Source organism: Kitasatospora albolonga (assembly GCA_002082585.1).
Lineage (GTDB): Bacteria > Actinomycetota > Actinomycetes > Streptomycetales > Streptomycetaceae > Streptomyces > Streptomyces stephensoniae.
Genome location: CP020563.1, coordinates 6,836,688 through 6,860,864, shown reverse-complemented (window position 1 = coordinate 6,860,864; position 24,177 = coordinate 6,836,688). Strand labels below are relative to the sequence as shown.

Here is a 24,177-nt window from a genome sequence, read left to right as displayed (position 1 = left end):
GTCCCCATTGCCGGGGACCCCGCCTGTGACCGGCGCCACAATATCTCACCCTGCGAGACCCTGCCGTCCACATCGTGGATAGTGGTGGACTGCCCCGAGATCCGCGTGACACGCTTCCGTCATGTCTGGAACTGGAATTGCCTTGGTGAGTCGACGCCACGTCGACCTCTGCCGCATGTCCAGCGCCATCTGTCCGGCGGGCTGAGAGTCCCAGCACCGCCGCACTCCTCTTACCTCTGACCTGCCCCTGCGCACCGCCGCGCCTCAGCGCGAGTGTGCCGTTCAGAGCCGCCCTCCTGCAGTCCCGAAGGACGTACTGTCATGGCCGCTACCCCGGAACAGCCTGCGACCACCACGCCGCGCCGCAAGGCCGGACGCCACCGTGGCGAGGGTCAGTGGGCCGTGGGCCACCACACCCCCCTGAACGGGAACGAGCAGTTCAAGAAGGACGACGACGGTCTCAACGTACGGACACGTATCGAGACGATCTACTCCAAGCGCGGCTTCGACTCCATCGACCCCAACGACCTGCGGGGACGCATGCGTTGGTGGGGGCTGTACACCCAGCGCAAGCCCGGTATCGACGGCGGCAAGACCGCCGTGCTGGAGCCGGAGGAGCTGGACGACAAGTACTTCATGCTGCGCGTGCGGATCGACGGCGGCCGGCTGACCACCCAGCAGCTGCGGGTGATCGGCGAGATCTCCCAGGAGTTCGCGCGCGGCACCGCCGACCTCACCGACCGGCAGAACGTGCAGTACCACTGGATTCGCATCGAGGACGTGCCGGAGATCTGGCGGCGGCTCGAGGAAGTGGGCCTCTCCACCACCGAGGCGTGCGGTGACACGCCCCGCGTGATCCTCGGCTCCCCCGTCGCAGGCATCGCCGAGAACGAGATCATCGACGGCACCCCCGCCATCGAGGAGATCCAGCGCCGGTTCATCGGCAACCCCGACTTCTCCAACCTGCCCCGCAAGTTCAAGTCCGCGGTCTCCGGCTCCCCGCAGCTGGACGTGGCGCACGAGATCAACGACATCGCGTTCGTCGGCGTGAACCACCCCGAGCACGGCCCCGGCTTCGACCTCTGGGTCGGCGGCGGCCTCTCCACCAACCCCAAGCTCGGGGTCCGGCTCGGCGCCTGGGTGCCCCTGGACGAGGTGGCCGACGTGTACGGCGGGGTCATCGGGATCTTCCGCGACTACGGCTACCGGCGGCTGCGCACCCGCGCCCGGCTGAAGTTCCTCGTCGCGGACTGGGGCGCGGAGAAGTTCCGCCAGGTCCTGGAGGACGACTACCTCCAGCGCAAGCTGGTCGACGGCCCCGCGCCCGAGCAGCCCGCGCAGACCTGGCGCGACCACCTGGGCGTGCACCGGCAGAAGGACGGCCGCTTCTACGTCGGTTTCGCCGCGCGGGTGGGCCGGGTCGACGGCACCACGCTCACGAAGATCGCGGACCTGGCCGACCAGCACGGCTCGGGCCGGGTGCGGACCACCGCCGAGCAGAAGATGATCGTGCTGGACGTGGCCGAGGAGCAGGTGGAGTCCCTGGTCGCCGGTCTGGAGGCGCTCGACCTCAAGGTCACGCCCTCCCCGTTCCGGCGCGGCACGATGGCCTGCACCGGCATCGAGTTCTGCAAGCTGGCGATCGTCGAGACGAAGGCGCGCGGTGCCTCGCTCATCGACGAACTGGAGCGCCGCATCCCGGAGTTCGACCACCCCATCACCATCAACATCAACGGCTGCCCGAACGCCTGCGCCCGTATCCAGGTCGCGGACATCGGTCTCAAGGGCCAGCTGATGCTGGACGGCGACGGCAACCAGGTCGAGGGCTACCAGGTGCACCTGGGCGGGGCGCTCGGCCTGGACGCCGGGTTCGGCCGCAAGGTCCGTGGCCTGAAGGTGACGTCGGCCGAGCTGCCGGACTACGTCGAGCGCGTGCTCGGCAGGTTCCAGGAGGAGCGCGAGGAGGGCGAGCGCTTCGCCACCTGGGCGGCGCGCGCCAGTGCGGAGTCGCTGTCATGAGCGAGCGAGCCGCCCCGTTCCACTGCCCGTACTGCGGCGACGAGGACCTGCGCCCCAACGAGACCGGTCACGGCGCCTGGGAATGTGCCTCCTGCAACCGTGCGTTCCAGCTGAAGTTCCTGGGTCTGCTGACCCGGGGCGTTCGGCGCAACGACGGTGAAGGGGACCGGATATGACGGACACTCTGATCAGCGGAGAGCTCACCGACAGTGAGCTTCGTGAGCTGGCCGAGCGGGCGGGCCGGGAGCTGGAGGACGCCTCCGCCACCGAGATCCTGAAGTGGGCGACCGACACCTTCGGGCCGCGCTTCTGCGTCACCTCCTCCATGGAGGACGCCGTGGTGGCGCATCTGGCCTCCCGGGTGCTGCCGGGTGTGGACGTGGTCTTCCTGGACACCGGCTACCACTTCCCGGAGACCATCGGGACCCGGGACGCGGTGGACGCGGTGATGGACGTCAACGTCATCACGATCACCCCCCGGCAGACGGTGGCCGAGCAGGACGCGGAGCACGGCGAGAAGCTGCACGACCGCGACCCCGACCTGTGCTGCGCGCTGCGCAAGGTCAAGCCGTTGGAGGACGGCCTGACCGCGTACGCGGCGTGGGCGACAGGACTGCGCCGCGACGAGTCCCCCACCCGGGCGAACACCCCGGTGGTGGGCTGGGACGCCAAGCGCCGCAAGGTGAAGGTCTCCCCCATCGCCCGCTGGACCCAGGACGACGTGGACGCGTACGTCCTGGAGCACGGGGTGCTCACCAACCCGCTGCTGATGGACGGTTACGCCTCCGTCGGCTGCGCGCCCTGCACCCGCCGGGTGCTGGAGGGCGAGGACGCACGGGCCGGCCGCTGGGCCGGCCGGGGCAAGACCGAATGCGGGCTGCACGGCTGATGACGACTGATCAGGAGAGTTCGATGAGCGTGACGGAGACGGGAGCCACGATCTGGCTGACCGGTCTGCCGAGCGCGGGCAAGACCACCATCGCGTACGAGCTGGCCGGCCGGCTGCGTACCGAGGGCCACAAGGTGGAGGTGCTCGACGGCGACGAGATCCGGGAGTTCCTCTCCGCGGGGCTCGGCTTCTCCCGCGAGGACCGGCACACCAACGTGGCCCGGATCGGCTTCGTCGCCGAACTCCTCGCCGCCAACGGTGTGAAGGTGCTCGTCCCCGTCATCGCCCCGTTCGCCGACAGCCGCGAGGCCGTCCGCAAGCGGCACGCCGCCGAGTCCACCACCTATCTGGAGGTGCACGTCGCGACGCCCGTCGAGGTGTGCTCCGTACGCGATGTGAAGGGCCTTTACGCCAAGCAGGCGGCGGGCGAGATCAGCGGTCTCACCGGGGTCGACGACCCCTACGAAGCGCCCGAATCGCCCGACCTGCGGATCGAGTCGCACCAGCAGACCGTGCAGGAGTCAGCGGCGGCGCTCCACGCGCTGCTCACCGAGAGGGGCCTGGCGTGAGTGCCGTCACCACCACCGTGACCGAGGACACCGCGAACCCGTACGCGCTCAGCCACCTGGACTCCCTGGAGTCGGAGGCCGTCCACATCTTCCGTGAGGTGGCGGGGGAGTTCGAGCGGCCGGTGATCCTCTTCTCCGGCGGCAAGGACTCCATCGTGATGCTGCACCTGGCGCTCAAGGCGTTCGCGCCCGCGCCGGTGCCGTTCACGCTGCTGCACGTGGACACCGGGCACAACTTCCCCGAGGTCCTGGAGTACCGCGACCGTACGGTCAAGAAGCACGGGCTGCGGCTCCATGTCGCCTCCGTGCAGGAGTACATCGACGCCGGGAAGCTCCGCGAGCGCCCCGACGGCACCCGCAACCCGCTCCAGACCGTGCCGCTCACCGAGGCGATCCAGCAGCACCGCTTCGACGCGGTCTTCGGCGGCGGGCGGCGCGACGAGGAGAAGGCCCGGGCCAAGGAGCGGGTGTTCTCGCTGCGCGACGAGTTCTCCCAGTGGGACCCGCGCCGCCAGCGCCCCGAGCTGTGGCAGCTCTACAACGGGCGGCACGCCCCCGGTGAGCACGTCCGGGTCTTCCCGATCTCCAACTGGACCGAGCTGGACGTCTGGCAGTACATCGAGCGCGAGGGGATCGAGCTGCCGGAGATCTACTTCGCCCATGAGCGCGAGGTCTTCTCCCGCAACGGCATGTGGCTGACGGCAGGCGGCTGGGGCGGCCCCAAGGAGCACGAGCCCGTCCAGACCCGGCTGGTGCGCTACCGCACGGTCGGGGACATGTCCTGCACGGGGGCCGTCGACTCCGACGCCACCACGCTGGACGCCGTGATCACCGAGATCGCCGCCTCCCGGCTCACCGAGCGGGGCGCGACCCGCGCCGACGACAAGATGTCCGAGGCCGCGATGGAAGACCGCAAGCGCGAGGGGTACTTCTAAATGACCACGACAGCTGAGCAGTTGAGCGCCACCACCCTGCTGCGCTTCGCCACCGCCGGGTCCGTCGACGACGGCAAGTCCACCCTCGTGGGCCGTCTGCTGCACGACTCCAAGTCGGTTCTCACCGACCAGCTGGAGGCCGTCGAGCAGGTGTCGCTGAGCCGGGGCCAGGAGGCACCGGACCTGGCGCTGCTCACCGACGGGCTGCGGGCCGAGCGCGAGCAGGGCATCACCATCGATGTCGCCTACCGCTACTTCGCCACCGCCCGCCGCCGGTTCATCCTCGCGGACACCCCGGGCCATGTGCAGTACACCCGCAACATGGTGACCGGCGCCTCCACCGCCGAGCTGGCCGTGGTCCTGGTCGACGCCCGCAACGGGGTGGTCGAGCAGACCCGCCGCCACGCCGCCGTCGCCGCGCTGCTGCGCGTCCCGCACGTGGTGCTGGCCGTCAACAAGATGGACCTGGTCGACTACGCGGAGCCCGTGTTCGCCGCGATAGCCGAGGAGTTCACCGCGTACGCCGCGTCCCTCGGCGTCCCGGAGATCACCGCGATCCCCATCTCGGCGCTGGCCGGGGACAACGTGGTGGAGCCCTCCGCGCACATGGACTGGTACGGCGGGCCGACCGTCCTGGAGCACCTGGAGACGGTCCCGGTCAGCCATGACCTCACCGCCTGCCACGCGCGCTTCCCCGTGCAGTACGTGATCCGCCCGCAGACCGCCGAGCACCCGGACTACCGGGGGTACGCCGGGCAGATCGCGGCCGGGGTCTTCCGGGTCGGCGAGGCCGTCTCCGTACTCCCCTCGGGGCGTACGACCACGATCACCGGCATCGACGCGCTCGGCGAGAGCGTGGACATCGCCTGGGCGCCGCAGTCGGTGACGCTCCGGCTGGCCGACGACATCGACATCTCGCGCGGCGACCTGATCGCCCCGGCCGCCGATGTGCCGCCGGTGACCCAGGACGTCGAGGCGACCGTCTGCCATGTGGCCGACCAGCCGCTCTCGGTGGGCCAGCGGGTGCTGCTGAAGCACACCACCCGTACGGTCAAGGCGATCGTCAAGGACATCCCCTCGCGGCTGACCCTGGACGACCTCTCCCAGCACCCGGCCCCCGGGCAGCTGGTCGCCAATGACATCGGCCGGGTCGTCGTCAGGACCGCCGAGCCGCTCGCGCTGGACACGTACGCCGACTCCCGGCGCACCGGCTCGTTCCTGCTGATCGACCCGGCGGACGGGACGACGCTCAGCGCCGGCATGGCGGGCACCGCGTTCGCCGCGGCCACGGAGCCGGTCGCGGCCGACGACGACGCCGAGTGGGACTTCTGATGAGCGACGACTTCTTCTCCACCTTCGCGAAGGAGGGTGGCCGGGTGGGCAGCGGCGCCCTCGGCAGCGGCCAGGGAGGCGTGGGGCGATGTGCGTGATGACGTACGCGCACCGCTCGCGCGCCCTGAACCCCCCGCACCCGTACCGCCGAAGACCTGCCGATCTCCCGGCCGCGCCCCCCTGACCAACAGCAGGGCGCGCGTACCGGGCCAACGAGAGGAAAGCCTCCCGTGCCTGCCCCCCGTTCCACCGTTCGCCGCTCCATCGCCGCCGTCGCGGCCCTGCCGCTGCTCGCCCTGGCCGCCACCGCCTGCGGCTACGGCTCCGACGCCCAGGAGGACGACGCGAAGGCGAACGTCTCCGCCGGAGGGAAGAAGCTCTCCGCGGACACCGTGAAGATCGGCTACTTCCCGAACCTCACGCACGCCACCGCCCTGATCGGTATTCAGGAAGGCACCATCCAGAAGGAGCTGGGCGGCACGAAGGTCCAGTCGACGACCTTCAACGCGGGCCCCTCCGAGATCGAGGCGCTGAACGCCGGGTCGATCGACATCGGCTTCATCGGCCCCTCCCCCGCCATCAACGCCTACGTCAAGTCCCAGGGCAAGGGGCTGCGGATCGTGGCGGGTTCGGCCTCCGGTGGAGTGAAGCTGGTCGTCAACCCGAAGAAGATCAAGACCCTCGACGACCTCAAGGGCAAGCGGATCGCGACCCCGCAGATCGGCAACACCCAGGACGTGGCCTTCCTCAACTGGATCTCCGAGAAGGGCTGGAAGGTCGACCCGCAGAGCGGCAAGGGTGACGTCTCCATCGTCCGCTCGGACAACAAGGTGACGCCCGACGCCTACAAGGCCGGTTCGCTGGACGGGGCGTGGGTCCCCGAGCCGACCGCGTCGAAGCTGGTCTCCGAGGGTGCGGAGGTCCTGCTCGACGAGAAGGAGCTGTGGCCGGACAAGAAGTTCGTGATCACGCACATCATCGTGTCGCAGAGGTTCCTCGACAAGCACCCCGATGTGGTCGAGGCCGTGATCAAGGGTTCGGTCTCCACCAACAAGTGGATCAACGAGAACCCCGAGGACGCCAAGGCCGCCGCCAACAAGGCGCTGGAGAAGCTGAGCGGCAAGCCGCTGCCCCAGGAGATCCTCGACCCGGCCTGGGAGTCCATCGAGATCCTCAACGACCCGCTGGCCACCACGCTCAAGACGCAGTCGGAGTTCTCGGTGAAGGCCGGTCTGCTGGAGGACCCGAAGCTGGAGGGCATCTACGACCTGGGTCCGCTGAACAAGATCCTCAAGGCCGAGGGTCTGCCCGAGGTCTCCGACGCCGGTCTCGGCGTCAAGTAACCCCCACCCGTATCGGACCCAGGATTCCCAGGAGGTGACGACCATGGCGACCACCACCCTCACCAAGGCCGAGGACCGTACGACGGTCGAGCACGCCGCCCGTCTCTCGCATGTCTCGAAGTCCTTCGCCGGACCCACGGGGCAGCAGCTCGTGCTGGACGACATCTCGCTCGATGTCGCTCCGGGTGAGTTCGTCACCCTCCTGGGAGCCTCCGGGTGCGGTAAGTCGACGCTGCTCAATCTGGTGGCCGGACTCGACCGCCCGTCCTCGGGGTCCATCGAGACCCCGGGCGGGCGGCCGGCCCTGATGTTCCAGGAGCACGCCCTCTTCCCGTGGCTGACCGCGGGCAAGAACATCGAACTGGCCCTGCGGCTGCGCGGGGTACCGAAGTCGGAGCGCCGCACCGAGGCCGAGCGGCTGCTCGAACTCGTCCGCCTCGGCGGCGCCCACGGCAAGCGGGTGCACGAGCTCTCCGGCGGAATGCGGCAGCGGGTGGCGATGGCCCGCGCGCTCGCCCAGGACAGCCAACTGCTGCTGATGGACGAGCCGTTCGCGGCGCTGGACGCCATCACCCGCGATGTGCTGCACGACGAGCTGACCCGGATCTGGCGGGAGACGAACGCCTCGGTCCTCTTCGTCACGCACAACGTGCGCGAGGCCGTACGGCTCGCGCAGCGCGTCATCCTGCTCTCGTCCCGGCCGGGCCGGATCGCCCGGGAGTGGACGGTCGACATCGAGCAGCCGCGCCGCATCGAGGACACCGCCGTGGCGGAGCTGTCCGTCGAGATCACCGAAGAACTGCGTGGGGAGATCCGCCGACATGGCCAGCACTGACACCACGTCGAGCCGGAAACGGCCGGACGGACCGGCGGCCGGTCCCGTCGACGCGAAGACCGACGACCTGGCCGGCCTGGAGGCCGGACTCGACGCCCTGGACGCGGTGCAGATCAACCGCACCCCGGTGCGCGAGATCCTGCTGCACAAGGTGCTGCCGCCCGTGGTGGCGGTGGCGCTGGTCCTCACGGTCTGGGAGCTGCTGGTCCGCGCCGAGGTCACCGAGACCTATATGCTGCCGCCGCCGACCGCCGTCTGGGACAGCGCGGTCGACATGTGGCTGAAGGGCACGCTGCTGGAGGTCATCTGGACCAGCGTCTCGCGCGGTCTGCTCGGCTTCCTCCTCGCGGTGGCCATCGGTACGCCGCTGGGGCTGCTGGTGGCCCGGGTGAAGCTGATCCGGGCCGGGATCGGCCCGATCCTGGCCGGGCTCCAGTCGCTGCCGTCGGTCGCGTGGGTGGCCCCCGCGGTGATCTGGCTCGGGCTGAACGACAGCATGATGTTCGCGGTGATCCTGCTGGGCGCGGTGCCCTCGATCGCCAACGGCCTGGTCTCGGGCGTCGACCAGGTGTCACCGCTGTATCTGCGGGCGGGCCGCACCCTGGGCGCGACCGGGATACGCGGGACCGTGCACATCGTGCTCCCGGCCGCGCTGCCCGGCTATCTGGCGGGGCTCAAGCAGGGCTGGGCGTTCTCCTGGCGCTCGCTCATGGCCGCCGAGATCATCGCCTCCTCCCCCGAACTGGGGCTGGGGCTGGGGCAGTTGCTGGAGAACGGCCGCAGCACCTTCGACATGCCCGGGATCTTCCTCTCGATCCTGCTCATCCTGTTCGTCGGTATCGCGATCGACCAGCTGATCTTCAGTCCGCTGGAGCGGCGGGTGCTGCGCAGCCGCGGTCTCCTCGTCAAGAACTGAGCCTCGCCATGACCCGTCCCGTCCTCCTCGTCATCGCCCACGGCAGCCGCGACCCACGGCACGCCGCGACCGTGCACGCCCTCACCGAACGGGTGCGGGCGGCACGGCCGGGGCTGCGCGTGGAGACGGGGTTCCTGGAGTTCAACGCCCCTTCCGTGCCCCGGGTGCTGGAGCGCCTGCACGCGGAAGGGGCGGGTGAGGTCATCGCCCTGCCCCTCCTCCTCACCCGGGCGTTCCACGCCAAGACCGACATCCCCTCGGTCCTGCGCGAGGCCCGCGCCCGGCTGCCCCGGCTGCGCGTCCGCCAGGCGGCGGTGCTCGGCCCGTCCCCACTGCTCAACGCCACTCTCGGGCGGCGGCTGCGGGAGGCCGGGGTCCGCCCCGGCGACATCCCCCGGACCGGGCTCGTCCTGGCCTCGGCGGGATCTTCGGACCCGGAGGCGATCGCAGTGATCGCTGAAATCGCGCGGGAGCTGCGGCACACCGGTTGGTGCGCCGTGCGGCCTGCGTTCGCCTCCGCTGCTCTTCCCCGTACCGAGGACGCGGTACGGGCCCTGCGCGCCGAGGGCGCGGACCGGGTGGCGGTGGCGCCGTATGTCATCGCCCCCGGCCGGCTCCCGGACCGCATCGCGGCGGGCGCGAAGGCGGCCGGCGCGGATGTGCTGGCCGATGTGCTGGGCCCCGCCCCGGAGTTGGCGCGGCTGCTGCTGGACCGGTACGACGAGGCGCGGGTGACGGTGGGGGCGTCGCTGTCGGCGTGAGGGGGCCGGGGCCTCCAGTTCCTGTCGTTGGGGTTGGGGTTGGGCTCCGGCCGATCGGTCCGGCGACCGCGTGGACGACACCGGCCCGTACCAGGCGTCCAGTCCGACTCTTGTCGACATATCGATGATCTTGAGGGCGGCCCGGGGCTGTCCCACGGGCGGCCCCGGCACCCCCGGCAGCTCAGTCGGCCCCGGCGGCTTAGTCGGCTCAGTCGTAGGAAAGACCGCCGGAGCGGGCGCGCTTCAGCTCGAAGAAGCCCGGGTGACCGGCCAGGACCCGGAAGCTGTCGAAGAGCCGGGCCGCCTCCTCGCCGCGCGGGATCGCGTTGAGGACCGGGCCGAACCAGACCGTGCCGTCGACGTGGATCGTCGGCGTGCCCACGTAGGCGTCCTGCTCCGGGTCCTTGCCCGCGTCGTGGCTGCGGGCCACCTCTTCGTCGTACGCCGTCGAGTGCGCGGCCTCCGCCAGCTCGGCGGGGAGGCCCAGCTCGGCGAGGGCGGCGGCGGTCACCGCATCGAAGTCCTTCTCCCGGCGCTGGTGGATGCGGGTGCCGAGCGCGGTGTAGAGGTCCCGCAGGGCGGCGTCCCCATGGGCGGCGGACACGGCGACGGCGACCCGGACCGGGCCGATCGACCGGTCGACCAACTCGCGGTACCAGGGGGCCAGTTCGTTGCCCTCGTTGTGCAGGTACAGGCTCATGGGGCGGAAGCGGAGGTCGATGTCGCGCAGTTGCTCCACCTCCAGCATCCAGCGGGAGGTGATCCAGGCGAACGGGCAGGCGGGGTCGAAGAAGAAGTCGACGGTCGTGCGGTCGCGGGTGCTCATGGTTTCGACCCTAGGCAGCGATTGGCGCGGTCCCCAGGGCCAATCGCGTCCGGACTCATTGGGCCAATGGGGGCGGGCCCGCCGGATGGTCCGCGGAACGCGCGCCGTCGGGCGCAAGTGGTTCGCGCGGCACTTCACGAACGGCCGGTCAGGCGCCGTTGACGGGCAACGGGCGCCGTGTCAGCGTCACTTCGCGCAAGTAACCGTACGCAGCCCCGCCGGTACGGCGGGCCACCGCGAGGGGACGACCATGAGAAGACGTAAGGCCGCGATGATCCCGGCGATGGCGCTCACGCTGTCCGGAGCGCTCCTCGCCGTCGGCGCGGCCGTACCGGCCCAGGCGGCGGGGACGGGGCCGCCGCCGCCCCGGCCGCCGCCGAGCTCCGGCTCCAGGCCGATCCGACGCCCCAGGAGCAGGAGCGCCTGAGGGAGATCGCGGGTGCGATCTGGACGCCCCAGCTGGCCGCGGGCTGGAACATGAACGCCGAGGTCGCCGATGTGCTCTCGCAGGCCACCGAGCGCATCCTCCAGTGTTCCGAGGCGTTCGCCCTGGTGCCCCGGCCGCCGGGCTTCGTCCCGGGCCTGGGCTATCTGGTCCAGTACTGGAAGAACCTGCGGGACTACTTCCTGGTGGTGAAGGACAACCGCACCTACCGCGCGTGCGTGGTCTCCACGGCGGCGTACTACCGCTCGATCATCGAGATGGCGTCGGCGGGGATCTGAGCCGGGAAGCGGGGCCCGGGAAGCCGGGGCCGGTGAAGCCGGGGCCCGGGGGCCGGTGAGTCCATGACTCCGGGACGGACCGCCGCCGCACGGGCGGAAGGTGCGGCGGCGGCCCGTCAGGACCGGGGTCGGAGGCGGGGTGCGGGTGCGGCGCGGCTGCCGGACCAGGCGCGCCAGAGCACCGCGTACGGGCCGTCGGCGACGCGCAGTTCGTCGTGGGTGCCGCTCTCGACGACCCGGCCGGCCTCCAGGACCACGACCCGGTCGGCGGCGACGGCCTGGGTGAGCCGGTGGGCGACGATCAGCGCGGTGCGGCCCGCGAGGGCGGCCCCGGCCGAGCGCTCCAGGGCCCGGGCGCCCGCGCTGCCCGCCTCGGCGGTCGCCTCGTCGAGCACGGCGACCGGGGGGTCGGCCAGGACGAGCCGGGCGAGGGCGAGTTGCTGCGCGCGGGCCGGGTCGAGGCGGTGGCCGCCCTCCCCCACGACGGTGGCGAGCCCTTCGGGGAGGGCGTCGGCCCACTCCAGGGCGTGCACGGTGGCGAGGGCGGTACGGAGGTCGGCGTCGGTGGCGTCGGGGCGGGCCAGGCGGAGGTCATCGGCGAGGGTGCCGGTGAAGACGTGGACCTCCTGGGTGACCAGGACGACGGAGGGCCCGGCCTCTTCTTTCCCCGCCACGGAGGCGGTGCCTCCGGCGGACTGCGGGACGCCCGCCACGGAGACCGTGCCGCCGGTCGGCTGCTGGACGCCCGCGACGAGCCGGGCCAGGGTGGACTTCCCGGCCCCGCTGGTCCCGACGAGCGCCACGTGTTCGCCCGCGCGGAGGGTGAGGGAGACGTCGTGGAGGACGGTGCGGCCGGGCCCGTAAGCGTGGCTCACGGCATCGACGGCGACGGTGACGGGGGCTTCGGCCTCCGCCCCGCCCCTGCTCTCCGTCCCGGCTCCGGCTTCTGTCCCAGCCTCGGCTTCCGTCCCAGCCTCGGCTTCCGTCCCGGCCCTGGCCTCGGTCTCGGCTCCGGCCTCTGTCCCGGCCCCGGTCTCCGCTCTGCCTCCGGCGCCGGTCTCCGTCCCGGCCTCGCCCCCGGCCCCGGCTTCCGTCCCGGCCCCGGTGCGCTGATGCGGCAGCCGTACCGCGTCCTCCTCCAGATCCGTCACCCCGACCAGGCGCGCCAGCCCGGCCGCCGCCGACTGGGCGTCGTCGAGCAGGACAAGGGCGGCGTTGACGGGGCCGAAGAGGCTGTGGAAGTAGAGCGCGGCGGCCGTCGCCGTACCGATGGAGACGGACCCGTCGCGGACCAGGAAGAACCCGGTGACCAGGACGGCGGCCAGCCCGATGTACTCCGCGATGTGCAGCCGCGCGTAGAAGCCCAGCACCAGGTGGACGCTGCGCATGGTCAGGTCGACGGCCCTGCGCGAGGCCCGCGCGCTCTTCTCGGTGTGCTGCTCCTCCAGCCGGTGGCCGCGTACGGTCGCCGCTCCCCCGATGGTCTCCAGGAGCTGTTGCTGCTGGGCCCCGTTGGCGACCCGCTGGTCGGCGTAGACGGTGGCGGCCCGGCGTACGTACCACCGTGCGGTGAGCGCCTGGACGGGTACGGCGAGGAGCGCGGCGAGCAGGAACCGTACGTCCAGCAGGGCCATCGCCCCGAGGGTGAGCACGATCGCGAGGACCGAGCGGGCCATCTCGGGCAGGGCGGAGCGGACGGCCTCCGCGACCCGGGCGACATCCCCGGTGACCCGGGCGGTGAGGTCACCGGCGCCCGCGCGCTCCAGCCGGTCGGCGGGGAGCTGGAGTGCGCGTTCGACGAACTGTTCGCGCAGCCGGGCGAGTACGGTCTCGCCGAGCCGGGCGACCTGGGTCAGCCCGAGCGTGGTGGTGACGCCCTGGACGACGGCGACCGCCAGCAGGAGGACGACGGGCAGGGTGAGGGCGTCGGCGGGGCGGCCGTCGGCGACGATGTCGACGATCCGGCCCAGGAGCGGCTGGACGAGGAGCCCCACGGCGGTGGCGCCGACCAGCACGCCGAGACCCAGGACCGCGCGGCCCCGGTCGGGGCGGATCAGGGTGCGCAGGGCGGCCCGGGTGCGGGCGCCGGTGGCGACGGGCAGGAGTTCGGCCGGGGTGGTGGTCATGTGAGTACCGCCGTGCGGTAGACGGGATGGTCGCGTACGAGGTCCTCGTGCGGGGCCTCGGCGGTGACGGTGCCGCCGTCGATGAGGACGACCCGGTCGGTGGCGGCGAGGAGGGCGGGGCTGCTGGTGACGAGGATCGTGGTACGGCCGGTGCGGGCGCGACGGATGCCGGTGGCGATACGGGCCTCGGTGGCGGCGTCGACGGCGGTGGTCGGGTCGTGCACGACGAGGACGGACCGGTCGGCGGCGAGCGCGCGGGCCAGCGCGACGCGCTGGCGCTGGCCGCCGGAGAGGGAGCTGCCGCGCTCCCCGATCCGCCCGGCGGTGCCGCCGGGCAGGGTGGCGGCGACCTCGTCGACGGCGGCGGCGTCCATGGCCGGCTGCGGGTCCGCTCCGGCGGGGGCGGCGGCGGTGACGTTGTCGAGGAGGGTGCCGTCGAAGAGCTGGGCGTCATGCTCGGCCACGAGGAGCGCGGAGCGCAGGGCGGCGGGGGCGAGCTCGGTGAGAGGGGTGCCGTCGAGTTCGACGCTTCCCCGGTCGGGGTCGCAACGGCGGGCGAGGCAGCGCAGCAGGGTGACCGCGTCGGCGGTGTCGGTGACGACGATGCCGAGGTGCTCGCCGGGCCGGACGGTGAGGTCGATTCCGTCGAGCCCGGCATGACCGAGGCCACGCAGCCGCAGCTCACCGGGGGCGGAGGAGGGGGCGGGGGCCGACGCGGAGGTCCGGGCGGAGGCCGAGGCGGGATCGGACGTCGAGGCCGGGGCGGGGACCGAGGCAGGGCCGGAAGCCGAGCCGGACGCCGAGGCCGAGGCCGCGCCAGAAGCGGCCGACTCCGCCGTGCCACCGGTCGTCTCACCCGGTGCGGCCAGCACCTCCGCGACGCGGACGGCGGAGGCGGGGACCGAGCCAGGATCGGACGCCGAGCCGGAGCCGGAAGCCGGGGCGTCGGCGGGTTCGGCGGGCGCGGCAGCGGACGTGCCCCGGCCGGACGCCGAAGCCGACGCCGCGCCGGAAGCGCCCGGCTCCCCCGTGCCGCCCGTCGTCTCGCCCGGTGCGGCCAGCACGTCCGCGATGCGGGCGGCGGAGGCGCGGGCCTTGGCGAGTTCGGCGCCGACCCAGGCCAGTACGGCGATCGGGCCGGGCAGGAAGAGGGCGAGGCCGACGGCGGATACGAGGGCGCCGAGGCCGATGGAGCCGCTGAGCACCAGGCGGCCCCCGACGAGGGCGACCAGCGCGATGAAGGCGCCGGTGAGGGTGAGCATCAGGCCGGTCTGGAGGGCGGCGGCGCGGGCGGCGCGCACGTTGGCCTCGCGGGACGCCTGGCTGGTGGTCCGGTAGCGGGCGACGGCGGCGCGCTCGGCCCGGAGCCCCTTGAGCACGCGGACCCCGGCGACCAGGTCGGCGGCGACCCCGGAGGCGTGGGCGGCGCGTTCCTGTTCGGCCTGGCTGCGGTGTTCCAGGGGGCGGGCGAGGTAGTGGCCGAGCGCCATGAGGACCGGGGCGCCAACCAGGACGAGGAGGCCGAGCGGGACGGAGGCGCGGAGCAGGAGGACCGCGCCCGCGACGACCCCGACGACGGCGGCGATGCCGAGGGTCAGGGCCATGGTGAAGGCCCCGACCCGCCGGGCGTCCTCGGTGGCCACGTTGACCAGGGCGCCGGGCGGACGGCCCGCCTCGGCACCGCCGTGCGGGGCGAGGACCCGGCGTACGACATCGAGGCGCAGCGCGTGCGCGGCCTGCTCGGCGGCCCGCTCCCCGGCCCGGGCGCCGAAGCGGAAACCGTACGAGAGCATCGCGTAGACGACCGCGAGGACCACCAGCCACAGGGCCAGCGCTCCCCCGTCGGGGCGGACCACGGCCCGGTCGACGATCATCCCGATGAGTACGGGAACGAGCGCTTCGCCGGTCTGGTGGGCGGCGCCCAGCAGCGAGCCGGTGACGACGTCCCGGCGCTGCCCCGCGACGGCACGGCGGAGGACACCGCGCCCGGACATGTCAGCCCCCACTCACCTGCTCCTCAGCGTGTAACGGACCGGAGAGAAGAGAGGTGATTTTCAGCCACGCGTCTCCAGCCAAACGATGGCAAGGCTAACCGGTGCACGTCACAGTCGGGCCATCCGGTCTCGTATGTACCGTTTTGACCGGGGTGGCTCACGTCTCGGCGAGCGGGTCGGCGGCGAACGGGGTCGCCTGGTGGAAGTAGAGCCGCCACCCCGCCCCGGTCAGCCGCCACAGGGAGCTGCGGTGCGAGCGCAGCCCCTTGGACTCGGTGTCGAAGGTGAGGTGGACGAGGTCGGGGCCGAGCTCCACGCCCCGCATCCGGGACGCGGTCAGCGGGCCGGGGCGCGGGGCGTCGTCGGCGGTGAGCGCCTCGATGATCGTCTCCCGGCTCCAGAGCCGGCCGGTGGTGCCGATCTCCCGGAACTCGGGGTGCAGCAGGGCGGCCAGGAGATCCGGGGAGGCGCGTACCGCCGGGTCCAGCAGGCGGAGTTCGCCTTCGATGGCCGCGGCGACGGCGGGCGACGGCTCAGACACGGGTCATCTCCACGAGTTTCGCCACGGTGTTCCAGTTACGGGTGGTGGCGGTGAGGCCATCGGTCTGCCGGGGGCGCGCCAGTGCCTCGGCCAGTCTGGAGCGGCCGAGGCCGTCGGGGACGTAGAGATAGAGACAGCGGTCGCCGAGTTCGAAGGCTTCCGGCAGATGGGCCTGGGCGTCGAGGGCGGCGAAGCGGTCGCTGTCGACGGGCCGGTCGAAGTACGTGACGTGGAGCTGCCTGCCCTCCAGTTCGGCGGCGGGGAAGGGGCAGGCGTCGGCGACGGCAGCGAGATAGGCGCCGGTGCGGACGATGCAGCCGACGGAGAAGCCGAACCGTTCATGCAGGGCCCGCTCCAGGTCGGCGGCGAGCGCGCCCTCGTCCGTGCTGTCGCTGCGGAAGACGGCGTTGCCGCTCTGGAGGTGGGTGGCGATGTCGGTGTGCCCCAGTTCGCCCAGCACCGCGCGGAGTTCCGCCATCGGGACCCTCTTGTGGCCGCTCACATTGATCCCGCGCAGCAGCGCCGCGTACTTCGTGGTCATGGCTCCCCACACTAGAGCGATCTCTCCACGGCGCGCAGCCGCCGCGCCCCGTGGGGGAGGGCGCGGCGACGGCTGTGCGCGAGAGGTGGGCCGGACGGTGGCGGTGGGGCGCCACCGTCCGGCAGGTACCGCGTGGTGACTACTCGACGATCTTGAGGAGCTTGTTCGCCGTGCCCTCGGTCGCGTTGGAGATGGCGTCCGGGGTGGCTCCCTCGGTGAGCGCGGTGGCGACCGCCTCCGGGGAGGCGTCCGGGTTGCCCGCCAGGTAGACGGCGGCGGCGCCGACGACGTGCGGGGTCGCCATGGACGTACCGGAGATGGTGTTGGTGCCGGTGTCGCTGTCGTTCCAGGTCGACGTGATGTCCGAGCCCGGGGCGTAGATGTCCACGATGGAGCCGTAGTTGGAGAACGAGGACTGCTCGTCGGCCTCCGTGGACGAGGCGACGGTGATCGCCTCGGGGACGCGGGCGGGCGAGACCTGCCCGGCGTCGCTGGACTCGTTGCCCGCCGCCACACCGAAGGTGACGCCCGCGGCGATGGCCTTCTGGACGGCCGCGTCGAGGGCCGGGTCGGCGCCGCCGCCGAGGCTCATGTTGGCGACGGAGGGGCCGGACGCGTTGGCCGCGACCCAGTCGATACCGGCGATGACCTGCTCGGTGGTGCCCGAGCCGTTGTCGTCCAGCACGCGGACGGCCACGATCTTGGCCTTCTTGGCGACGCCGTGCGAGGCCCCGGCTATGGTGCCCGCCACGTGGGTGCCGTGCCCGTTGCCGTCGTCGGCGTCGTCGTCGTTGTCCACGGCGTCGAAGCCCGAGGTGGCCCGGCCCTCGAAGTCCTCGTGGGTGACGCGGACCCCGGTGTCGATGACGTACGCGGTGACGCCCTCACCGGCGGTGTCGGGGTAGGTGTACGCGTTGTCGCCCGCGGTCTCGGTCTGGTCGACGCGGTCCAGACCCCACGACGGGGGGTTCTCCTGGGTGGCGTTGATGCTGAACTTCTTGTTCTGCACCACCTTGGCGACGGCCGGGTCGGCGGCGAGGCGCTTGGCCTCGGTCTCCGAAAGGCCGCTGGCGGAGAAGCCGTTGATGCTGGAGGAGTAGTTGCGCTGGAGCTTGCCGCCGTACTCCTTGGCGAGCTTGGACTTGTCCGCCTTCTCGCCCAGCATGACGATGTAGCTGCCGGCGACGGCGGTCTCGGCGTCCGCGCCGTAGACCGTGCCCATGGGGGCCGGTGAGGCTCCGGCGAACGAGGTTCCGAACAGGGTGACTCCGGCTGCGGCTGCCACGGCGGTGATCGCGGCGGTCAGCTTGGTCCGGCGAGTGACGGTGCGCTGGTGCTTGGCCATGAAGAGGGGTCTCCTCGTCAATCTCTGTGGGGGGATTGACCTCCGGCCGGAAGATCTCCGGGGGTTGGCTCGAAACCCTGACCGATTGACGAGCACAGATCAAGACCTCCTTGCAGCTGTGACTTACTCAACAACGTTTTGTAATAAGGAATCGGCCAGGGCGGGTCACAACGGACGGCGGGAGGCAACACGCCGGTAACAAGGCCGGACCGGCCGACCCCGACGGGACTCCGCGGACGGGAAACCCCCAGCTCACGGGCGCCTTCGAGCCTTTCGCACCACTGCGGCGCCCGGCACCGTACGCCCGGCACCGGCGTCCCCGGATCGTCGCGGGTATGCGTGAAGACATGTGAACGTGCGTGAAGAAGTGCGCGGGAGAGGTGAAGTCCCCTGCCGGAGGTGTGAAGTCACCCGGGCATGCGTGCAGATGCAACGACCACCGGCAGCGCACAGAAGAACGCCCCGTCCCGCATCCCCGGGCTGTGCGGGGGTGCGGGACGGGGCGGACAACGTCCGGATATCAGCCCAACCGGTTCGCTCAGAGCGACAGTTCGGCCTCGATGAGATCGGCCGCCCTGGGCGTACCTCCCTCCTCCGCCATCCGTTCCCGCAGCCGGGCGGACCGCTCCGCCACCTCCGGGTCACCGACCAGGGCGAGCACGGCCTCGCGCAGCGTCGCGGCGTCGGCCTCCTCCATGGGCACATGCCGGGCCACCCCGAGCGCCTGGAGCATGTCGGCGTTGCCGAACTGGTCGACCGCCTGCGGTACGGCCACCATCGGCGTCCCCGTGGCGAGCCCCTCCTGGCTGCCGCCCGCCCCGGCATGGGTGATGAACGCGTCGGCCTGCTTCAGCACCGCCAACTGCGGCACCCATGTACGCACTTCCACATTCGCCGGTACGTCACCGAGCTCGGCCGGGTCGACATGCGCACCGATCTGGAGCACCACGTGCCAGCCGGGCAGGCCGCCGAAGGCCGTGACGCACTCCCGGTAGAAGGCGGGCTGCTTGGTGAAGGAGGAGCCGAGCGAGACCAGGAGCACCTTCTCCGCTCCGGCCGGCCGCTCCCACTCCCCCTGGTCGGCCCGGTCGCCCTGACAGGCGCCGACGAAGGTGTACATCTCACGGTTCACCCGGTCCGCGTTGGGCTGGAGCGCCTCGGGGATCAGGACGAGGCCGCGGCGCGGGCGGGCGACGAAGTCGTCGCTGGAGAGATGGCCGAGGCCGTTGTCGGCGAGCCAGCCGTCGAAGCGCGCGTAGTACGCCTTGCCGCGCTCGGTCTGCTTCAGCTCGGCGGTCATGGGCTCGCCGACCTCCTGCTCGTACCCCTCCCAGGGCACCAGGTTGGGCCAGAGCGAGACGGCGGGGACGCCCCAGCGGTGGGCGAGGACGCGGGCAGGATAGGAGGTGATGTCGTGCAGGACGAGGTCGGGTTCGTCGCCCTCGAAGGCGGCGACGAACTGCGGGAGCGCCTGGCGGGCGTCGTCGAGGAAGGGTTCGATGTTGTCGATCAGCTCGGTGCCCCAGGCGTCGGGGTCGTCGTCCGTCGGCAGGGTCGAGGTGTAGATCACCGGCTCGGCCCCGGTGGCCGCGACCTTCTCGGCGAACGAGGCGGGGATGGCGTAACTGACACGGTGCCCACGGCGGACGAGCTCCCGGATCACGTCGAGGCTCGGGTTCACATGTCCGTGGGCGGCGATGGAGAACATGGCGATGTGGGCACGCGGGGGTTCCGTCATGCCCTCACCTTAAGCGAGACGGACCGTCTCGTCTAGTTTTTTCGGCGTCCTTCATCAGCCCTTCCTCGGCCCTTCCGCGGCGCTGCCTCAGCGCTGGTAGCGGGCCAGGACCCGGTTGCCGTCATCGACCAGCCGTTTCCGCAGCTCACCCCTGTCGATCGCGCCGCTGTAGTACTCCTGGAGGGCGGGGGTCGCCACCTTGTCCTTCCACTCCGGGTAGCCCCGTACGGTCTGCGCGGGCGCCGGGCGAAGGTGCTGGGCGAGCGCCGTCCCGGTGGCCCAGCCGTGTTCGGCGGTGTGCAGGGAGGGGTGGGCGAGGGCGGTGGTGCCGGTGGGGAGCATCCAGTCGCCCCGGGCCAGACGCACCATGTTCGGCGGTCGCAGCAGGAAGTCGATGAAGGCGACCGCCTCCTCCTTGTGCGGGCTGTCCTCGGCGACGGAGAGGGTCTGCGGACTCACCCCTTGGGCCAGTTCTCCACTGCCTGCCGGAGCGGGCAGGACCGTCCACGCGAACCCCTCGGGGGCCTGCTCGACGACCTGCTGGCGGTAGGCGAACCCGAGCGGGAGCATCGCGTACCGCCCGCCGAAGAAGCCGGGCAGGGCGTCCGATCCGCCCATGCCCAGCGCCGTACGGGCCGCGCTGCGGTCGGAGTTGACCTGGTCGCGGATGGTCCCGGTCACCACCTCGTCGCCCTTCTCGAAGCGCAGCTCGGCCTTGCCGTCCGCGGTGCGGTGGAAGAGCTGCCCGCCGCCGGAGAGGCCCAGGTTGAGGGTGACGGAGACCGGTTCCCTGAGCGGCCAGGCGACCCCGTAACGGCCCTCGCCCGTCAGCTCCTTGGTCACATCGCGGAACTCCGCCCAGCTCCAGGGGGCCTGTGGCGTCGGGATGCGGACTCCCGAGGCTTTCAGCAGCTCCGTGTTGGCAATGAGGACCCGGGGCTCCTGGAGGAAGGGGACGCCGTAGATCCCGCCGCCGAAGGTGGTGGTGCGCCAGGACCGCTCGGGGATGTCGGCCTTCAGCCGGTCCGGGAGGAGGGGGCGCAGATCGGTGAGGTAGCCGCCGTACGCGAAGTCGGCGAGGTCGTCGGAGGCGTCGTGGATGATATCGGGCGCCTCACCGCCCTCGAAGGAGGTGAGGAGCTGGTCGTGGACGTTGTCCCAGCTGCCCTGGACATAGTCGACCTGTACGCCGGGGTGGGCGGCGTTCCACTCCTTCACCAGCTGCTTGTTGGCGTCGACGGACTCCTTCTGCCAGGCCAGCGACTGGAACCTGAGCCGGATCGTGCCGTCGGCGTCCCGCCCGTCATCGCCGCTCGAACAGCCGGTGAGCAGCAGGGCGAGGACGGTGACGGCCGCTGCCGTCCGCCGGGCCGGGGCGCGCATCAGCCCCTCACCGCCCCGGCCGTCATCCCGCCGGTGATCCGCCGCTGGATGAAGGCGAAGAGGACGAGGGAGGGCAGCGTGGCGAGGAACGCGGCGGCGGCCAGCGGCCCGAGATCGGCCACTCCCTCCGCGCCGAGGAAGTGGGTGAGGACGACCGGCAAGGTCTGCTTCTCCGGGGTCTTGAGCAGGACGAGCGCGAAGAAGAACTCGTTCCATGCGGTGATGAACGCGAAGAGGGCGGTGGCGACGATCCCGGGGGCGAGCAGCGGGGCGACGACCGAGACGAGGGTCCGTACCCGCCCCGCCCCGTCCACGGCGGCGGCCTCCTCCAGCTCGGCGGGCACGGCGCGTACGTACCCGGCGAGCATCCACAGCGCGAAGGGCAGCGACCAGACGACGTAGACCAGGATCAGCCCCCACAGGGTGTTGATCAGATGCAGGTTCTTCAGGACGAGGAAGAGCGGAATGATCACCAGCACGAACGGGAACGCCTGGCTGACCACGACCCACCCGGTGGCGGCGGTGGCGAGCCGGCCCCGGTGGCGGGCCATCACGTAGGCCATCGGCGTCGCGATGACGACCGCGATCAGGGCGGCGGAGACGGCGGCGGCCAGGGAGTTGGCCGCCGCCTGGAGCAGCGGCTGCTCCTCGAACGCCTGGCGGAAGTTGTCCAGGGTGGGCTGCTCGGGAATCCAGGTGGGGTGCAGCGAGCCCAGTTCGCGGGCGGGCTTGAAGGCGGTGGAGAGCAGCCAGAGGAACGGGAAGGCGAGGAAGACCAGGTACGCCAGGAGCGCGAGGTACTGGCCGGTGCGCGCGGCCCTGCCGGTGGGGAGGCTCATCGCGCCCCGCCTCTCCGGGGAGTGCCACCTCTGGGAACGCCTCTCCTGAAGACGCTCATCGTTCCTCGCCTCCCCCTCTGATCCGGCCGACGAGGAAGCAGGCGAGGAGCACGGAGATCACCGCGACCATCACACAGCCCATCGCGGCGGCGTAGCCGAACTGCCCGTAGCGGAAAGCCTCTTCGTACGCGAAGAGCATCGGCAGCCGGGTCCGGCCGCCGGGCCCGCCGCTGGTCAGGACGTAGACCAGGGCGAAGGAGTTGAAGTTCCAGATCAGGTTGAGGGCGCTGATGGCGAGGGCGATGGGCCTGATCGCGGGCCAGGTGACGGTACGGAACCGGCGCCAGGCGCCCGCCCCGTCCAGGGCCGCCGCCTCGTGGAGTTCGTGCGGGGTGTTCTGGAGTCCGGCGAGCAGGGCGACGGTGGTCTGGGGCATGCCCGCCCAGATGCCGACGAGGATCACGGCGGGGAGCGCGGTGGCGAGGCCGGTCAGCCAGTCCCGGCCGTCGCCGAGGCCGAGGTCGCGGACGGTCTCGTTGAGGATGCCCGCGTCGGGGTTGTAGACCAGGCGCCACATGATGCCGACGACGACTTCGGGCATCGCCCACGGGATGATCGCCAGCGCCCGGGCCAGCCAGCGCATCCGCAGTCGCTGGTTGAGCAGCAGCGCGAGGCCGAGGGCCAGGAGGAACTGCGGGACGGTGACGCCGACCGCCCAGAGCAGGCCGATCCGGAAGGAGTCCCAGAACAGGGTGTCGTGCAGGAGGTCCTGGAAGTTGAGGGTGCCGATCCACTGGGTGGAGCGGGTGCGGCCGGACTGGGCGTCGGTGAAGGCGAGCGCGATGCCGTAGAGGAGGGGGCCGACGCTGAGGATCAGGATGGGGAGGAGGGCGGGCAGGACGAGGAACCAGGCACCCGCCCGGCCCCGGACCGCCGTGCCGTCGCCCCGGCGGGGGCGGGGGCCCGGGCCTGGACCGTCCGCCCCGGACCACCGCTTCTTCGAGCCCGCTAACGCCACAAATGATCCCCTCTGCCCTCTCCGGTGGGACTTCTCCCGTTCTGGCCGCCCCGGTGGCCTCCGTCATCGTGCTGACGGGCCGTCGGTTCGTCAAGGTGGCCTGCGCGGATGCGAAAATCGCACCCATGGACGAGATGCGTGCGCGCGAGGTGCTGACGGCCGCCGGAATCACCGGCGCACCGGAGCTGCTCGCGCTGGGCGAGAACGCGGTCTTCGCGGCCGACGGCCTGGTGGTCAAGGTCGGCCGGGACGCCACCGGCCACCCGGAGCTGCGGGAGCGGGCCGAGCGGGAGGTGGCCGTCGCCGACTGGCTCGCCGCGTCGGACGTCCCGGCCGTACGGGCCGCCGAGCACCGCGTACGCCTGGCGGAGGGCCACCCGGTGACGCTGTGGCACCGGCTGCCCGCCCCCGTACGCCCCGCCGAACCGCGCGATCTGGCGCCCCTGCTCTCCCAGGTGCACGCGCTGCCCGTACCTGAGGGCTTCACGCTGCCGCGCCGTGAACTGCTGGGCGGGGTGGAGCGCTGGCTGACCCTGGCGGGCGACAGCATCGATCCGGCCGACGCCGATTACCTCCGCGAACGCCGCGACGGCTTCGCGGCGGCGGCCGCCGCCCTGGTGCCGCATCTGCCGCCGGGCCCGATCCACGGCGACGCGCTCCCCCGCAATGTGCACATCGGCCCCGGGGGTCCGGTCCTGGTCGACCTGGAGACCTTCGCCACGGATCTGCGGGAACACGACCTGGTCGTGCTCGCCCTCTCCCGGGACCGCTACGGGCTGCCCGCCGCGGCCTACGACGCCTTCACCTCCGCGTACGGCTGGGACGTACGGGAGTGGGAGGGCTGCGCGGTCCTGCGCGGCGCCCGCGAGACGGCGAGCTGCGCCTGGGTCGCCCAGCACGCCCCGGCCAGCCCGAAGGCGCTCGCCGAGTTCCGCCGCAGGGTGGCGTCGCTGCGGGAGGGGAACGCGGCGGTCCGCTGGTACCCCTTCTGAGCCGGGCCGGGGTGGGTTCCGGCGCCCGGTGACACCTCCGTACTATGCACCTTGGCTGCGAAGCCGAACAGGTGCAATTGCAACGGGGGTTGCCATGGGAACCGGAGAAGGCGGCGAGCAGAGACTCGCCACATCGGCGAGCGACAAGAAGCGCGCGGCGAAGTATCTGGAAGAGCAGCTGATGCCCGGCACGCAGGCGGCCGGCCGTATGGCGGTGGGCGGTGGATCGGTACGGGCCTCCTTCCTCGCACCGTCGGCGGCTCCGCCGAGCCCTCCGCTGAGGGAGGACACCGGAGTGTCGGGGCTCTCCGGCTGGGCTTCGGACCAAGGTGTCTCCGACGCCCTGGGTGCCTGGCAGGCGCAGGTGAACGGGCTGATGGCGCGGTTACAGAAAGAGCTGAACGGGCTGAAGGGCGCGAAGAGCATCCTCCGCGGCCAGGATCTCGCCGCCGGTGCCCAGATGAACTCCATCCGGCCCCCCAGCAGCTTCGACGGGATGTGACGGGCTCACC

The 24,177-nt window shown here is 71.9% G+C and carries 22 protein-coding genes and 1 pseudogene; 13 read left to right on the top strand and 10 right to left on the bottom strand.

Annotated features, from left to right (window positions below; genetic code table 11):
* Positions 1-321: 321 nt before the first annotated feature.
* The 10 genes from B7C62_30200 (at position 322) to B7C62_30155 (ending at position 9,599) form a co-directional block, all read left to right on the top strand.
* Complete coding sequence (locus tag B7C62_30200) at positions 322-2,019, top strand: sulfite reductase (protein ARF76067.1); 1,698 nt, start codon at positions 322-324, stop codon at positions 2,017-2,019.
* The gene (locus B7C62_30195) at positions 2,016-2,195 is read left to right on the top strand and encodes a hypothetical protein (protein ID ARF76066.1); all 180 of its coding nucleotides are present in this window, start codon (positions 2,016-2,018) and stop codon (positions 2,193-2,195) included. The genes B7C62_30200 and B7C62_30195 overlap by 4 nt, the downstream gene beginning before the upstream one ends.
* On the top strand, positions 2,192-2,908 hold the full coding sequence (locus B7C62_30190) for a phosphoadenosine phosphosulfate reductase (protein ARF76065.1): 717 nt from the start codon (positions 2,192-2,194) through the stop codon (positions 2,906-2,908). Before B7C62_30195 ends, B7C62_30190 begins: the two co-directional genes overlap by 4 nt.
* Positions 2,908-3,477: an adenylyl-sulfate kinase gene (locus B7C62_30185; protein ID ARF76064.1), complete on the top strand. Its 570-nt coding sequence runs from the start codon at positions 2,908-2,910 to the stop codon at positions 3,475-3,477. The genes B7C62_30190 and B7C62_30185 overlap by 1 nt, the downstream gene beginning before the upstream one ends.
* Positions 3,474-4,412 carry a sulfate adenylyltransferase small subunit gene (locus B7C62_30180; GenBank protein ARF76063.1) on the top strand — a complete coding sequence of 313 codons (939 nt, stop codon included), beginning with the start codon at positions 3,474-3,476 and terminating at the stop codon, positions 4,410-4,412. The genes B7C62_30185 and B7C62_30180 overlap by 4 nt, the downstream gene beginning before the upstream one ends.
* Positions 4,413-5,744 carry a sulfate adenylyltransferase gene (locus B7C62_30175; GenBank protein ARF76062.1) on the top strand — a complete coding sequence of 444 codons (1,332 nt, stop codon included), beginning with the start codon at positions 4,413-4,415 and terminating at the stop codon, positions 5,742-5,744.
* Positions 5,745-5,974: 230 nt separating this feature from the next.
* The gene (locus tag B7C62_30170) at positions 5,975-7,087 is read left to right on the top strand and encodes a sulfate ABC transporter substrate-binding protein (GenBank protein ID ARF76061.1); all 1,113 of its coding nucleotides are present in this window, start codon (positions 5,975-5,977) and stop codon (positions 7,085-7,087) included.
* Between the two features lie 43 nt (positions 7,088-7,130).
* Positions 7,131-7,922 (top strand): sulfate ABC transporter ATP-binding protein, encoded by a 792-nt coding sequence (locus B7C62_30165; GenBank protein ARF76060.1) that lies wholly within the window; start codon positions 7,131-7,133, stop codon positions 7,920-7,922.
* The gene (locus tag B7C62_30160) at positions 7,909-8,838 is read left to right on the top strand and encodes a sulfate ABC transporter permease (GenBank protein ARF76059.1); all 930 of its coding nucleotides are present in this window, start codon (positions 7,909-7,911) and stop codon (positions 8,836-8,838) included. Before B7C62_30165 ends, B7C62_30160 begins: the two co-directional genes overlap by 14 nt.
* Positions 8,839-8,846: 8 nt before the next feature.
* Positions 8,847-9,599: a cobalamin biosynthesis protein CbiX gene (locus B7C62_30155; protein ID ARF76058.1), complete on the top strand. Its 753-nt coding sequence runs from the start codon at positions 8,847-8,849 to the stop codon at positions 9,597-9,599.
* 208 nt (positions 9,600-9,807) lie between these two features.
* Here the strand turns inward: B7C62_30155 and B7C62_30150 are convergent, their stop codons facing one another.
* Entirely contained in the window at positions 9,808-10,425 is a 618-nt protein-coding gene (locus tag B7C62_30150; GenBank protein ARF76057.1) for a disulfide bond formation protein DsbA, read from the bottom strand.
* A 250-nt stretch (positions 10,426-10,675) separates the two neighbouring features.
* Between B7C62_30150 and B7C62_30145 the strand changes: the two are divergent.
* Positions 10,676-11,148: pseudogene (locus B7C62_30145) on the top strand (hypothetical protein).
* A 116-nt stretch (positions 11,149-11,264) separates the two neighbouring features.
* Here B7C62_30145 and B7C62_30140 read toward each other — a convergent pair.
* The 9 genes from B7C62_30140 to B7C62_30100 all read right to left on the bottom strand — a co-directional run bounded on the left by B7C62_30140 (position 11,265) and on the right by B7C62_30100 (position 22,673).
* Positions 11,265-13,274: a multidrug ABC transporter permease gene (locus B7C62_30140; GenBank protein ARF76056.1), complete on the bottom strand. Its 2,010-nt coding sequence runs from the start codon at positions 13,272-13,274 to the stop codon at positions 11,265-11,267.
* Positions 13,271-15,280, bottom strand: a complete 2,010-nt coding sequence (locus B7C62_30135; protein ID ARF76055.1) for a multidrug ABC transporter ATP-binding protein — start codon at positions 15,278-15,280, stop codon at positions 13,271-13,273. The genes B7C62_30140 and B7C62_30135 overlap by 4 nt, the downstream gene beginning before the upstream one ends.
* A gap of 145 nt (positions 15,281-15,425) precedes the next feature.
* Positions 15,426-15,809: a DUF4440 domain-containing protein gene (locus B7C62_30130; protein ID ARF76054.1), complete on the bottom strand. Its 384-nt coding sequence runs from the start codon at positions 15,807-15,809 to the stop codon at positions 15,426-15,428.
* On the bottom strand, positions 15,802-16,350 hold the full coding sequence (locus tag B7C62_30125) for a hypothetical protein (GenBank protein ID ARF76053.1): 549 nt from the start codon (positions 16,348-16,350) through the stop codon (positions 15,802-15,804). Before B7C62_30125 ends, B7C62_30130 begins: the two co-directional genes overlap by 8 nt.
* A gap of 139 nt (positions 16,351-16,489) precedes the next feature.
* Positions 16,490-17,695 (bottom strand): serine protease, encoded by a 1,206-nt coding sequence (locus tag B7C62_30120; protein ARF76052.1) that lies wholly within the window; start codon positions 17,693-17,695, stop codon positions 16,490-16,492.
* 538 nt (positions 17,696-18,233) lie between these two features.
* A complete protein-coding gene (locus tag B7C62_30115) occupies positions 18,234-19,433 on the bottom strand; it encodes a glycosyl transferase (protein ID ARF76051.1) in 1,200 nt (399 codons plus the stop codon).
* 87 nt (positions 19,434-19,520) lie between these two features.
* A complete protein-coding gene (locus B7C62_30110; protein ID ARF76050.1) occupies positions 19,521-20,816 on the bottom strand; it encodes a hypothetical protein in 1,296 nt (431 codons plus the stop codon).
* A complete protein-coding gene (locus B7C62_30105) occupies positions 20,816-21,655 on the bottom strand; it encodes a sugar ABC transporter permease (protein ID ARF76049.1) in 840 nt (279 codons plus the stop codon). The genes B7C62_30110 and B7C62_30105 overlap by 1 nt, the downstream gene beginning before the upstream one ends.
* A 55-nt stretch (positions 21,656-21,710) precedes the next feature.
* Entirely contained in the window at positions 21,711-22,673 is a 963-nt protein-coding gene (locus B7C62_30100; protein ID ARF76048.1) for a transporter, read from the bottom strand.
* 125 nt (positions 22,674-22,798) lie between these two features.
* On the opposite strand from B7C62_30100, the gene B7C62_30095 reads away from it, so the two are divergent.
* Together B7C62_30095 and B7C62_30090 are read left to right on the top strand one after the other, a co-directional pair.
* Positions 22,799-23,665, top strand: a complete 867-nt coding sequence (locus B7C62_30095; protein ARF77436.1) for an aminoglycoside phosphotransferase — start codon at positions 22,799-22,801, stop codon at positions 23,663-23,665.
* A gap of 94 nt (positions 23,666-23,759) precedes the next feature.
* A complete protein-coding gene (locus B7C62_30090) occupies positions 23,760-24,167 on the top strand; it encodes a hypothetical protein (GenBank protein ARF76047.1) in 408 nt (135 codons plus the stop codon).
* Positions 24,168-24,177: the final 10 nt, after the last annotated feature.

Bases quoted from the DNA above. Each gene is read 5' to 3' on its own strand.
- B7C62_30200 (ARF76067.1), top strand. From the start codon at position 322: ATGGCCGCTACCCCGGAACAGCCTGCGACCACCACGCCGCGCCGCAAG.
- B7C62_30195 (ARF76066.1), top strand. From the start codon at position 2,016: ATGAGCGAGCGAGCCGCCCCGTTCCACTGCCCGTACTGCGGCGACGAG.
- B7C62_30190 (ARF76065.1), top strand. From the start codon at position 2,192: ATGACGGACACTCTGATCAGCGGAGAGCTCACCGACAGTGAGCTTCGT.
- B7C62_30185 (ARF76064.1), top strand. From the start codon at position 2,908: ATGACGACTGATCAGGAGAGTTCGATGAGCGTGACGGAGACGGGAGCC.
- B7C62_30175 (ARF76062.1), top strand. From the start codon at position 4,413: ATGACCACGACAGCTGAGCAGTTGAGCGCCACCACCCTGCTGCGCTTC.
- B7C62_30165 (ARF76060.1), top strand. From the start codon at position 7,131: ATGGCGACCACCACCCTCACCAAGGCCGAGGACCGTACGACGGTCGAG.
- B7C62_30160 (ARF76059.1), top strand. From the start codon at position 7,909: ATGGCCAGCACTGACACCACGTCGAGCCGGAAACGGCCGGACGGACCG.
- B7C62_30155 (ARF76058.1), top strand. From the start codon at position 8,847: ATGACCCGTCCCGTCCTCCTCGTCATCGCCCACGGCAGCCGCGACCCA.
- B7C62_30150 (ARF76057.1), bottom strand. From the start codon at position 10,425: ATGAGCACCCGCGACCGCACGACCGTCGACTTCTTCTTCGACCCCGCC.
- B7C62_30140 (ARF76056.1), bottom strand. From the start codon at position 13,274: ATGACCACCACCCCGGCCGAACTCCTGCCCGTCGCCACCGGCGCCCGC.
- B7C62_30125 (ARF76053.1), bottom strand. From the start codon at position 16,350: ATGACCACGAAGTACGCGGCGCTGCTGCGCGGGATCAATGTGAGCGGC.
- B7C62_30120 (ARF76052.1), bottom strand. From the start codon at position 17,695: ATGGCCAAGCACCAGCGCACCGTCACTCGCCGGACCAAGCTGACCGCC.
- B7C62_30115 (ARF76051.1), bottom strand. From the start codon at position 19,433: ATGACGGAACCCCCGCGTGCCCACATCGCCATGTTCTCCATCGCCGCC.
- B7C62_30110 (ARF76050.1), bottom strand. From the start codon at position 20,816: ATGCGCGCCCCGGCCCGGCGGACGGCAGCGGCCGTCACCGTCCTCGCC.
- B7C62_30105 (ARF76049.1), bottom strand. From the start codon at position 21,655: ATGAGCCTCCCCACCGGCAGGGCCGCGCGCACCGGCCAGTACCTCGCG.
- B7C62_30095 (ARF77436.1), top strand. From the start codon at position 22,799: ATGGACGAGATGCGTGCGCGCGAGGTGCTGACGGCCGCCGGAATCACC.
- B7C62_30090 (ARF76047.1), top strand. From the start codon at position 23,760: ATGGGAACCGGAGAAGGCGGCGAGCAGAGACTCGCCACATCGGCGAGC.